Annotated in this window: 8 protein-coding genes; 3 read left to right on the top strand and 5 right to left on the bottom strand. The window is 70.5% G+C overall.

All coding sequences use genetic code 11. The features are described 5' to 3' along the window. Window positions 1-16: 16 nt before the first annotated feature. The gene (locus tag N6H00_RS04370; protein WP_443072897.1) at window positions 17-583 is read right to left on the bottom strand and encodes a snapalysin family zinc-dependent metalloprotease; all 567 of its coding nucleotides are present in this window, start codon (window positions 581-583) and stop codon (window positions 17-19) included. Between the two features lie 157 nt (window positions 584-740). Here N6H00_RS04370 and recQ point away from each other — a divergent pair, with 157 nt between their 5' ends. Further along, window positions 741-2,618, top strand: a complete 1,878-nt coding sequence (gene recQ / locus N6H00_RS04375) for a DNA helicase RecQ (RefSeq protein WP_268970209.1) — start codon at window positions 741-743, stop codon at window positions 2,616-2,618. A gap of 57 nt (window positions 2,619-2,675) precedes the next feature. Here recQ and N6H00_RS04380 read toward each other — a convergent pair whose 3' ends face one another. Together N6H00_RS04380 and N6H00_RS04385 are read right to left on the bottom strand one after the other, a co-directional pair. After that, on the bottom strand, window positions 2,676-4,829 hold the full coding sequence (locus N6H00_RS04380; RefSeq protein ID WP_268976841.1) for an OmpL47-type beta-barrel domain-containing protein: 2,154 nt from the start codon (window positions 4,827-4,829) through the stop codon (window positions 2,676-2,678). Window positions 4,830-4,891: 62 nt separating this feature from the next. Continuing rightward, complete coding sequence (locus tag N6H00_RS04385) at window positions 4,892-7,312, bottom strand: ThuA domain-containing protein (protein ID WP_268970210.1); 2,421 nt, start codon at window positions 7,310-7,312, stop codon at window positions 4,892-4,894. 279 nt (window positions 7,313-7,591) lie between these two features. Here N6H00_RS04385 and N6H00_RS04390 point away from each other — a divergent pair, with 279 nt between their 5' ends. After that, complete coding sequence (locus tag N6H00_RS04390; protein WP_268970211.1) at window positions 7,592-8,605, top strand: multicopper oxidase domain-containing protein; 1,014 nt, start codon at window positions 7,592-7,594, stop codon at window positions 8,603-8,605. Between the two features lie 73 nt (window positions 8,606-8,678). On the opposite strand, the gene N6H00_RS04395 is transcribed toward N6H00_RS04390, so the two are convergent. Further along, on the bottom strand, window positions 8,679-9,872 hold the full coding sequence (locus tag N6H00_RS04395) for a S1 family peptidase (RefSeq protein ID WP_268970212.1): 1,194 nt from the start codon (window positions 9,870-9,872) through the stop codon (window positions 8,679-8,681). 170 nt (window positions 9,873-10,042) lie between these two features. Continuing rightward, complete coding sequence (locus N6H00_RS04400; protein WP_268970213.1) at window positions 10,043-10,753, bottom strand: FadR/GntR family transcriptional regulator; 711 nt, start codon at window positions 10,751-10,753, stop codon at window positions 10,043-10,045. Between the two features lie 233 nt (window positions 10,754-10,986). Between N6H00_RS04400 and N6H00_RS04405 the strand changes: the two genes are divergently transcribed. After that, window positions 10,987-12,240, top strand: a complete 1,254-nt coding sequence (locus tag N6H00_RS04405) for an SLC13 family permease (RefSeq protein WP_268970214.1) — start codon at window positions 10,987-10,989, stop codon at window positions 12,238-12,240. The last annotated feature ends 28 nt before the right edge of the window (window positions 12,241-12,268 follow it).

Genomic DNA, 12,268 nt, shown 5'->3' on the forward strand with positions numbered 1-12,268 from the left:
GGCCCGCTCGCCCGGGTCAGTCCTGGTACGTGCGCGGTGCTGCCGTCGCGCCCACGAGGCCGAAGCTGTCCTCGACCTTCGCCTTCTCGGCGGCGTTCGGGTAGGGGTTGGTGCAGGAGGTGCCCGCGCTGGCACCGGACATCAGGCTCGAACACGGCCCCGGCTTGACGTCCGGCAGACCGAGGATGTGGCCGAGCTCGTGTGAGGAGATCCGCACCGTGTTGTGGCCCTCGTCGACGGCCTGACGGCCGAAGTAGATCGTGCCGCTGCCCAGACCGGTCGACAGGGTCCGGGGCCAGCCGTTGTCCGCGATGATGCGGACGTTGGCCCGCTGCCCGGAGGCGGCGGGCTTCAGCTGGACGTTGACCACGCTCTCGTTCCAGACCGCCGCGCCCTTGGCCACGGCGTCCTGGAATTCGGCGGCCCCGCTGGCGTCGTACGTCACGACCCGCGCGGCGGCGGTGTGCTCCGCCGGGGCGGCGGGAGCGGCCACGGCCTGCCCGGCCGCCAGGGCGAGCACCGCCGTCACCGCGGCGGGTAAGGCGCGGACGGGCAGGACACGGACGCGCTTGCCGGATCTCACGATCGGCCTCCTCGTGGGGTAAGGATGGACAAGGCGAGTGGGCATGAGCATGGCACGTGCCCGTCTCCTCGGCCACTGTGCCCGCACACCTTGCCCCATCCGGTCGGTTGTCCACAGCCGGTCGGCGCGCGTACGCCGGGCCCCCTAGAATCGCCGGATGGCTCTCCCCGACACCGGCCCCGAGATGAGCGACGCGCCCGCCACCGACAGGAGCGACGCGCTCGGCGTTCTGCACCGCGTCTTCGGCTACGACTCCTTCCGGGGAGGTCAGCAGGAGATCATCGACCATGTCGTGGCCGGCGGCGACGCGCTCGTCCTCATGCCGACCGGCGGCGGCAAATCGCTGTGCTACCAGATCCCGGCGCTGGTGCGGAAGGGGGTCGGCGTTGTCGTCTCCCCCCTGATCGCGCTGATGCAGGACCAGGTCGACGCCCTGCGGAACCTCGGGGTCCGGGCCGGTTTCCTCAACTCCACCCAGGATCTGGACGAGCGGCGGCTGGTCGAGGCCGAGTTCCTCGCGGGCGAGCTGGACCTGCTCTATCTCGCGCCGGAGCGGCTGCGGGTGGAGTCCACGCTGCGGCTGCTGGAGCGGGGCACCATCTCGCTGTTCGCCATCGACGAGGCGCACTGTGTGGCGCAGTGGGGGCATGACTTCCGGCCCGACTACCTGGCCCTGTCCGAGCTGCACGAGCGCTGGCCCACGGTGCCCCGGATCGCGCTGACCGCGACCGCCACCGAGGCCACCCACGCCGAGATCGCCTCCCGGCTCAAGCTCCAGGACGCCCTGCACTTCGTGGCGAGCTTCGACCGCCCGAACATCCAGTACCGGATCGCCGCCAAGAACGAGCCCCGGAAGCAGCTGCTGGAGCTGGTGCGCACCGAGCACGCGGGCGAGGCGGGCATCGTCTACTGCCTGTCCCGCTCCTCGGTGGAGAAGACGGCCGAGTTCCTGGTCGCCCAGGGCGTCGACGCCCTGCCGTACCACGCCGGGCTGGACGCGGCCACGCGCGCCGAGCACCAGGCGCGCTTCCTGCGCGAGGACGGCCTGGTCATGGTGGCCACGATCGCGTTCGGCATGGGCATCGACAAGCCCGATGTGCGGTTCGTGGCCCATCTGGACCTGCCCAAGTCCGTCGAGGGCTACTACCAGGAGACGGGCCGGGCCGGGCGGGACGGGCTGCCGTCCACCGCATGGCTGGCGTACGGACTCCAGGACGTCGTCCAGCAGCGGAAGATGATCGACACCTCCGAGGGAGACGACGCCCATCGGCGCCGCCTCGGCGCCCATCTCGAGGCGATGCTGGCGCTGTGCGAGACGGTCGAGTGCCGCCGGGTGCGGCTGCTGGCCTACTTCGGCCAGGAGTCCGCTCCCTGCGGCAACTGCGACACCTGCCTCACGCCCCCGGAGTCCTGGGACGGCACCATCGCCGCGCAGAAGCTGCTGTCGACGGTGGTGCGGCTCAAGCGGGAGCGCAACCAGAAGTTCGGCGCGGGCCAGATCATCGACATCCTGCTCGGCAAGAAGACGGCCAAGGTCATCCAGTTCGACCATGACGCGCTGTCGGTGTTCGGTATCGGCACCGAGCTGCGCGAGGCCGAATGGCGCGGGGTGGTCCGGCAGTTGCTGGCGCAGGGGCTGATCGGCGTCGAGGGGGACTACGGCACGCTGGTGCTCACCGACGCGAGCGCGGAGGTGCTGAACCGGCGGCGCGAGGTCAGGCTGCGGCGCGAGCCGGAGAAGGCGTCGCGTGCCGGAAAGGGGAAGTCGGCGGCTTCGGCTTCGGGCAAGGCCAAGAAGGCTCCGGTGGATCTGCCGGAGGAGGCCGTCCCGGTCTTCGAGCGGCTGCGCGCCTGGCGTGCCGCGACCGCGAAGGAGCAGGGCGTCCCCGCGTATGTGGTCTTCCATGACGCCACCCTGCGCGAGATCGCGACCCGTTCCCCGGCCACGCTGGAGGAGCTCGGCACGGTGAGCGGGGTCGGTGAGAACAAGCTGGCCAAGTACGGCCAGGGGATTCTGGACACCCTGGCCTCCTGAACGGGCGGCCCACAGCCCGCTCCCGGCGAGCCGGGAGCGGGCTGTGGCACGTTGTGGCTACAGCTCCTTGATGCGGATGTCGCGGAAGGAGATCACATCGTCGGTGCTGTGGGTCTGTAGACCGATGTATCCGGAGGCGTACCGACGGCCGTCCGTGCCGGGGTCGCCGGCGCGCGGCGGGGTGAACTCCTGGCCGCCGGTGTTCTCGAACTCATTGATCAGCACACCGTTGCGGTAGATCGAGTAGTGCTGACCGACCACCCGGATCTCGTAGTCGTTCCAGCTGCCCTTGGGGGTGACCCCGGCGCCGCCGAGTCCGACCCGGTCGAAACCGTAGATCGAGCCGGTCTTGTACATATCGCCGTCGGGCCGGTCGAGGATCTGCACCTCGTGTCCGTACGTGATGGCGACCCACTCCGGGCGGGACTCCTCGGGGTGGTCGTGCACATTCGGGAAGCGCACGAAGACACCGCTGTTGGCGTTTCCGGTGCCGGGTGCGTCATCGCGGAACTGGAGCTTCAGCGAGAAGTCGTCGTACGTCCGCTGCGGGAACCACAGCATGCCCATGCCCTCGACCGTGGAGCTGCTGGTGATGCTGCCGTCGTCGTTGAGACCGAAGGCCCCGCCGCCCACGTGTTGCCACGCCTCGAACGACTTCTCGGTGCCGTCGAACAGCGGTCGGTAGCCCTCGTTCTCACCGGGCTCGCCGATGCCGGACTGCCTGGCCGCCTTGTTGATCAGACGGTATTCGCGCTGGTCGATGACGCCGTCGGCGAGCAGCTTGTCGGTGACGGCGGTGACGTGCTTGAGGAAGAGGGCGTGCGAGGACCAGTCCTTCTCGTCCTCGATCAACTCGTTGATGGTGCACCGGCCGCGGGTGATGCGGTTGGGGACACCGGTGTCCACCGTGCCGACGATCACGGTGAGCCGCTCGTCCCACTCCGGGCACGCGGGTGCGGGCACTCCACCGCCCTCGGCCACGGTGAACGCGATCTGCCGGGCGGTGGCGGTGTTGCCCGCCGTGTCGGTGGCGCGGTACGCGACGGTGTGGCGGCCCACCCGGTCCACCACCACGGGAGTGGTGTAGGCGAGATACGGCCCGCTGTCCAGGGAGTACTCGACCTTCTCCACCCCGGAGTCGTCGTCGGCCGCGGTGAGCGTGACCTTGGCGCTGCCGACATAGGCGCCGTCGGAGTTCTTCGTCCCGCCGACCTCCGCCGAGACCACCGGGGGTGTGGTGTCCTGGGTGGGCGGGGCCACCACGGTGAAGTCCACCGATTTCACCTCCGACACGTTCCCCGCCCGGTCCACGGCCCGGTAGCGCACCGTGTGGTCACCGGTGTCATGGACCATCACCGGGCCGGTGTACGGCTGGAAATCCCCCTCCCCCAGGGCGTAGTCGATCCGGTTGACCCCGGATCCGGTGTCCGAGGCGGTGATGGTCACGGTGGCCATGCCGAGGTACGCGCCGGAGGGGTCCTGCTCACCGGAGACGGTGGCGGAGGTCGCGGGCGGTGTGGTGTCATCCGTCGGCGGCGCCACCAGGCGGAAGTCCGCCGACTTCACCTCCGACACGTTCCCCGCCTTGTCCACGGCCCGGTAGCGGAGGGTGTGCGTGCCGACCTCGTGGACCATCACCGGGGCGGTGTACGGCTGGAACGCCCCGTCCCCTTCGGCGACCTCGATCCGGTCCACGCCCGAGCCGGCGTCGGTGGCGGACACCGTGACGGTGGCCATCCCGATGTAGGCGCCGTCCGCGTTCCGCTCGCCCTCGACCTTCGCCGAGACCTCCGGCGCGGTGGTGTCCTCGCCTCCGCCGCCGTCGGTGACCACCAGGACGCCCTGCATCTGGCCGTGGCCGGGGATGGTGCAGTGGTAGTGGTAGCGGCCGGGGCTGAGGGTGACCTCGGCGGTGTGCTTGCCGCCGCTGTCGTCCGAGGGGTTGGCGAGGATGTTCAGCGCGACGTCGTTGTTGTACTCGGGGTCGGAGACGTCGAAGGTCAGGGTGTGCGGCATCCCGGTGGTGTTGCCGGTGGCCGTGCTGTTCTCGAAGACGATGGTGGCCTTCCCGGCGACCGCGGTGGTGGGCGCCGAGGTGTACGCGGTGATGTCGTCGCCCGCGGTCCAGGTGAGGGTCTGCGGTACGGCCTGCCGGGTGTCGTCCCGCCCGTAGGCGGCCGTCGCCGTCGCCGAGCTCAGGCCGAGGACCATGAGCAGCGCGGCGAGGAGCGCCGTCCAGGGTCTGCTGGGGCTCTGGCGCCTTCGTTCCACGGTCACTCCGCCTTCCTGGCCAGATCCTGGGCGAGCGGCGTGGGCTCGCCACCGGTGTAGGTGATGTGCCACAGCGCCGACTTGGAGTCGGAGGTGAAGAAGCCGCGCCCGTAGTCGAGGACGTAGAGCGAGCCGTCCGGGGCGAACTTCCAGTCCATGAGGTTGCGGATGCCGTCGGCGCCCACTGGGATGATCTGCCTGAGGGATTCGGCGTGCACCGGCAGCCCGCCCTTGCCGACGGTCTTGGGGTCGGTCAGCACCGCGTGGCGCGGCTGGTCGCCGTCGTAGAAGTCGCCGACGAACCACTTGCCGTCCCAGTAGGCGGGCCACTTGGTGGTGGAGTCGCTGTCGGCGTCGTAGCGGTAGACCGGGCCGTTCATGGTGGCCTGCCCGCCGCCCTTGAGCCACGGCAGCAGGTATGTGGCCTTTGACGTCTCGTAGCTGGGGATGCCGTTCGCGTCCCGCGGGTAGTCGGGGGCGCCGCCCTGGGGTGAGTACCAGATGGTGTTCGCGGTGACCGGCGGCAGGTTCACCAGGCCGTCGTTGTTGGGGGACTCGTTCTTGGGGTGGTCGCAGTCGTACCACCCCAGGGGCTTGGTGGGATCGGGCAGGTTCCGGTCCCGGTAGGGCTGTTTGTTGCCCATGCAGAACGGCCAGCCGTGGTTGCCCGCCTTGGTGATGGCGGCGAAGGTGTCGTACTTGGCCGGGCCCCAGGTGGTGCTGGGCTCGCCCGCGTCGGGGCCGACCCACCCGGCGTAGAGGATGTCGGTCTTGGGGTCCACGAAGATCCGGGCCGGGTTGCGCACCCCCATCACATAGATCTCGCCACGGGTCTTGCCGCCGCCCTCGTCGGGCTCCTCGCCGGTGAAGAGATTGCCCTCGGGGAGGGTGTAGGTGCCGTCGTCCTCGGGGTGGATCCGCAGGATCTTGCCGTTGAGGTTGTTGGTGTTGCCGGCGGTGCGGCGGGCGTCGGCGAAGGAGACGCCCTTGTAGTTCGGCTGCGGGTTGTTGCCGGAGTAGCCGTCGCTGAACTGGGAGGAGTTGTTGTCCCCGGTGGCGATGTAGAGGTTGCCCCTGGAGTCCCAGGACATCCCGCCGCCCGCGTGGCAGCAGCTGTGGATCTGGACCGGCCAGGAGAGCAGGACCTTCTCCGAGCTCAGGTCCAGCTTGTCGGTCGTCAGGTCCAGGGTGAACCGGGAGACGCGGCGCTCGGCCATCCGGGTGTCCCGGTTGATCCGGGAGTGCGGGGTGTAGTGGAGGTAGACCCAGCCGTTGCTGAGGAAGTCCGGGTCCAGCTCGATGCCGAGCAGCCCCTCCTCGTTCTTGACCAGCTCCTCGCCGCCGCCCTTGTTGCCGAAGACGGTCAGGGCGCCGGCGAGCGTGACCTTTCCGGTGGCGGGGTCGTAGACGTGGATCTGGCCCTGGCCCTTGCCGATCTCGGGGTCGTTCCAGTCGGTGACCACGGGCGCGCTGTTGTCACCGCCGCCCCGGCCGATGTAGAGCACCCGGCCGTCCTTGGCCACGACAAGGCCGTGCGGCTCGCCGATCTGGTCGGACTGGCCCGGCTGATTGGGCTTGGTGACGCGCTCGGCCTCGTAGTTCGCGGAGATGGTGGCCTTGCAGTCGGCGCGGGAGAGACGGGTGGTCCACATCAGGGCGCCCCGCAGATGGGCCCGGAAGTCGGTCTCCTGGAAGCTGGAGACCGTACCGCCCATCCCGGTGTAGAAGGAGCGGCCGCCGTCGTAGTCCCGGCACCAGGAGATCGGGTGGTCCCAGCCGTTGGCACCGGCGCCCGGCTGGTAACTGGACTCCCGGACCCGGGCCACGGTGTGCACCGTGCCGGAGGGGTTGTCCCGCCAGTTGAGCCAGGTGTCGGTGCGCTTCCACTCCACCGGCAGCTCCTTGGTGGCCGGGTGGACGCGGTCGCCGACCTCCACCACGGCCCGCTGGGCGGTGGCCGGGCTCGTGGTGGCGGGGCGGGCGCCGATCAGCCCGGTGAACCAGTCGGAGTACGGCTCGTTGCGGGCCGCGTCACGGATGCCGAGGAAGCCGCCACCCGCCTCCATGTACGCCTCGAGTCCCGCCTCCTGCTCCGGGTCGAGCACATCCCCGGCGCCGGTCAGGAAGACCACGGCGTTGTACCTGCCGAGCCGGGGCTTGGTGAAGACCGAGGCGTCGGCGGTGGCGTCGACGGTGAACCGGGTCTCCGCCGGGCCCTGGTTGCCGATCTTCTCGATGGCCTCGATGCCCGCGTTCACCGTGGCCGGCTCGTCCCCCGCCGAGCCGTGGAAGACCAGCACCCGGACGTCGGCACCGCCGGGCGGGGACGGCAGCGTGAGTGGCGCACGATCCTCGGGCCGGGCGCTGGCGGGGGTCCCGCCCAGCAGGCTCGCGGTGAGGGCGCCGAGGAGCAGTGCCGCCATCCCCGCGCGTCTCTTTCGCAGCCGACCGACTGTCAGTCCCGTCCCTTTGGAGGGCATTTGGTACGGTATGTCCCGCATTGGTCACCCATCCCTCTCCTACCGGAAACACCGCTGAAGGAAGCTAGACGGCTTTTCGCAACCCGCCAATAGCTATGACCGCAACTCAACGAACTTTGTCCTGAGTGTGGATGAACGAGGATCCCCCGGCTACCGTGAGAAACGCCCCGGGGCAGCTGCGCATCGTCAACCGCAGGAGATCCACGGCGATTTGGGAGAACGATGAGCGACGCACCCGGTATCACCTCCAGACGCGGTCTCAGCAGACGGCTGTTCACCGGCGGCGCGGCCGCCGCGGCCGTCGGACCGCTGGCCCTCACCTCCCCCGCCGCGGCGAAGGCACCGGCGGCTCCGGCGGCTCCCTCAGGGGGAGTCCGGACGGCGGCCGCGGGCGGAGTGGTCCGACATCTCACGCTCTACGCGGAGAAGCTGCCGGACGGCCAGATGGGCTACGGACTCGAGAAGGGCAAGGCCACCATCCCCGGTCCGCTGATCGAGCTGACCGAGGGCGACACCCTGCACATCGAGTTCGAGAACACCATGGACGTCACGGCCAGCCTCCATGTGCACGGCCTGGACTACGACGTCGCCAGCGACGGCACCCAGCTCAACCGCAGCGCCGTGGAGCCGGGCGGCACCCGCACCTACACCTGGCGCACCCACGCCCCGGGCAAGCGCGCCGACGGCACCTGGCGGCCGGGCAGCGCGGGCTACTGGCACTATCACGACCACGCGGTGGGCACCCCGCACGGCACCGGCGGCCTGCGCAAGGGGCTGTACGGCCCGGTGGTGGTGCGGCGGGCGGGCGACATCCTGCCGGAGAAGCAGTTCACGATCGTCTTCAACGACATGACGATCAACAACAGGTCGGGGCATGACGCCCCCGAGTTCCGGGCCACGGTGGGCGACCGTGTCGAGATCATCATGATCACGCACGGCGAGTACTACCACACCTTCCATATGCACGGGCACCGCTGGGCGGACAACCGCACCGGACTGCTGGCGGGCCCGGAGGACATGAGCCGGATCATCGACAACAAGATCACCGGGCCTGCCGACTCCTTCGGCTTCCAGGTGATCGCCGGGGAGAACGTCGGCGCGGGCGCCTGGATGTACCACTGCCATGTCCAGAGCCACTCCGACATGGGCATGGCCGGGCTGTTCCTGGTCGCCAAGCCCGATGGCACCATCCCCGGCTACGACCCGCACCGGCTGAGCGCGCACCGCCCGGGATAGCCGCCGGAACGGGCGACGGGGCGGGCCCGGCGGCCCGCCCCGTCCCCGTTCCGTCGGGTCCGGTCACGTGTTGTCAGGCGGTGTGCAGCGTCAGGCCGTACGCCGACAGGATCTCGTTGACCGGCTGGTACCACGTCTCGCCACCGCTGGTGCAGTTGCCCCAGCCGCCCGAGGTCACGCCCTGGGCCTGGTCGCCGCTGATGAACGAGCCCCCGGAGTCGCCGCCTTCGGCGCACACACTGGTCTTGGTCATCTGGTAGACGGCGCCCTGGCTGTAGTTCACCGTCTCGTTCTTGGCCAGCACCGTGCCGCAGTGCCAGTGGGTGGTGGAGCCGGAGCGGCAGATGGAGGCGCCGATCGGGGCCTCGGCGGAGCCGCGGACCAGCGCGTCCGACACGGTGCCCCAGCCGAGCACCACCGGCACGGTCCACCAGCCGCTGCCGACGTTGACGTACGCGTAGTCATTGCCGGGGAAGGAGGAGCCCTGGAAGTTGCCGATGTACGAGCCGTCCCAGCCGCTGACCGAGGCCCCCTTCTGGCCGCAGTGTCCGGCCGTGACGAAGCCGCCCTGGACCGAGAAGCCTATGGAGCAGCGCACATTGCCGGTGTAGTACGGGTCGCCGCCGACCGTGCCGGCGGCGAAGGTCGTCGGCGCTTGGGCGGGGGCCTTCTCGACGGTGACCGGGACCGACGCCGAGCGCTCGGCGTCGGTCAGGAACGCGCGGACATCGGCGTCGGCTTCGTGTCCGGAGCGGACCCGGACCACGACCCCGCCCGCCCGGGGGTCGACGCTCCAGCTGCTCACCCCGGCCGGGGCGGCCTTCTTCTCGGCCTTCTGGTCGATGCGGGCCTTGGCCGCGTCGAGCGCGTCGGCGCTGTGCCGCACGATCCGGGTGGTGGCGCCCGTGGCCCGTACCGACGCGGCCCGATCGGCGCTGGTGACGCCGACGACCAGCTTTCCGCTGTCCGCGTCGAACCACGAGCCGCCGTAGGAGGTGCCCGCGGCGCGCTTGGCCTTGGGCTCCAGCTTCATGGCGGCGGCCTCCTGGCTCAGCCGCGTGCGCGCCTGGTCCGCGGTGAGGCCGAGGTCCTGGCCGACCGCGCGGACGAGTGCGGCGGACGGCGCCGCCGCGGCGGCGGGCTTGGCCTCGGAGCGGTCGGCGCCGGACGCGGCGGCGGCGGTCGAGAACGCCCCGCCGGCGCCCGAGAGGGCGCCCAGAACGAGCAGTGCGGACAGTCCGGCACGGACAACGGGCTTCCGTCTCATGGAAGTTCCCCTTCTGCTGGGCAGGGTGAGAGCGCTTTCACGACTCGATCGCGCAGAGCCTAGCGAGCCACGGAGAAAAGTCCAGACCATGACCGTACTCGGTCATGGTCAGGCACGGTGGCCCCGTCGGCGCGGTGGCCACATCGGCTTGAGGGAGGTCGGCCGCGGGCTCAGGTGGTTTCGTCCGGATTCCAGTTGAGCAGCCGCACCTGGGCGACGGTGCGGACGTGGCGGCGCATGGCCGCGGCGGCGGCCTTGGGCCGGCTCTCGGCGATGGCGTCCAGGATGCGCTGGTGCTGGGCGAGCGAGCGCTGGGGGCGGCCGGGCTGGCGCAGCGACTCCTCCCGGCTCTCGGTGATCTGGTCGGCGATCGAGCGCATGAACTCGGCGAGCAGCGGGCTGTGCGCCGCCGCGGTGACGGCGGCGTGGAAGCGGCGGTCGCCCTCGATGCCGTGGCGCCCGCACTCGATCTCGTCCTCCATCCAGTCCAGCGCCTGCCGCAGGGCCGTGAGGTCGTCGTCGGTGCGGCGCTCGGCGGCGAGTTCGGCGAGCTTGGTCTCCAACGCCTCACGGGCGTCGAGGACATCGGGCAGCCGGCGGCGGCGCTCCATCAGCCGCTCGACGGGCTCGGTGGCAAGGCTGTCGCGCAGCAGGCACATCCCGCCGCCCTGGCGCACCTCGACCAGCCCCTGCACCTCCAGGACGACGATGGCCTGTTTCACGGAGGCGCGGCTGATCCCGAGGCGCTGGGCCAGCTCGCGCTCGGTCGGCAGCCGGTCGCCCGCGCGCAGCCCGCCCTCCTCGACATAGGCCCGCAGCCGCTCCAGCACCTGCTCGTACAGGCGTTGACGGCTCATCGGGCGCAGCGCATCCCCGGTCATACGGACTCCCCCCCATCGCGGTTCGTGATCGCCCCGATCCGCAGCGTAGCACCGGGCGGCGCGGTGGCCCTGTGGGGCGGTGGAGCATTGGTCGATTGGTCAATTGGCTGAGCCAATTCGCCACCGACGTCTTGACTGTGGAACCACCCGGCCCGCAACGTGAGTCAGCCAGCGGCCACTTGGCCCGACCCGTCCCGGTCCGCCGACCGGGCCCCAGCGACCGGGAGCCCTCGATGTCCGACGAACTGATATCGATACTCGTGCTGGTGGTGGTCTTCGTCATCGCCACCACCCGGTCGATCAACATGGGCGCCCTGTCCTTCGCCGCCGCCTTCGGTGTGGGTGAACTGGTCGCCGACTTCGACGCGGACCACATCTTCGCCGGGTTCCCGGGCGATCTGTTCGTGGTGCTGGTGGGGGTGACGTATCTGTTCGCCCTCGCCCGCGCCAACGGCACCACCGACTGGCTGGTGCACGCCTCGATCCGGCTGGTGCGCGGGCGGGTGGCGCTGATCCCGTGGGTGATGTTCGCGATCAGCGGGGCGCTGACCGCGATCGGTGCGGTGAGCCCGGCGGCGGTCGCGATCGTCGCCCCGCTCGCGCTCTCCTTCGCCGCGCGGTACCGCATCAGCCCGCTGCTGATGGGCGCCATGGTGGTGCACGGCGCCCAGGGCGGCGGCTTCTCCCCGATCAGCATCTACGGCTCGATCGTCAACGGCATCGTGGAGCGGGAGAAGCTCCCCGGCAACGAGGTCACGCTGTTCCTCGCGAGCCTGGTGGTCAACCTGGTCATCGCCGCCGTCGTCTTCGTCGTCTGCGGCGGGCTGAAGCTCCCCAGGAGTGCCGTCGCCGCCGAGGAGGAGGCGGGCGCGGCCGAGGCGGAGAGCCGTCTCTCCCCGGCCCGTATCGCCACGCTGGTGGCGCTGGTGGCGCTGGTGGTCGCGGTGCTCGCCTTCGATCTGGACGCCGGACTCACCTCGATCACGCTCGCCGTGGTCCTGAGCGTCTTCTGGCCGGACCACGGCAAGCGGGCCGTGAACGAGGTCACCTGGCCCACCGTGCTGCTGATCTGCGGCGTCCTCACCTACGTCGGGGTGCTGGACGAGATGGGCACCATCGACTACGCGGGCAGGGCGGTCAGCGACATCGGGGTTCCGCTGCTCGCCGCCCTGCTGCTCTGCTACATCGGCGCGATCGTCTCCGCGTTCGCGTCCTCGGTGGGCATCATGGGCGCGCTGATCCCGCTCGCCGTGCCCTTCCTCGCCCAGGGCGACATCGGCGCGGTGGGGATGATCTCGGCCCTCGCGGTGTCGGCGACCGTCGTGGACGTCAGCCCGTTCTCGACCAACGGAGCGCTGGTGCTGGCCAACGCGCCGGACGTGGACCGGGACCGGTTCTTCCGGCAGCTGATGATCTACGGCGGGATCATGGTGGTCGCGGTCCCCCCGGTCGTCTGGCTGACGATGGTGGTCCCAGGTCTGGGCTGAGGGCGTTCGGCCGAGGCCGGGCCGGAGT

Origin of the sequence: Streptomyces sp. S465, assembly GCF_026898115.1 — a bacterium.
GTDB classification, from domain to species: Bacteria; Actinomycetota; Actinomycetes; order Streptomycetales; family Streptomycetaceae; genus Streptomyces; species Streptomyces luomodiensis.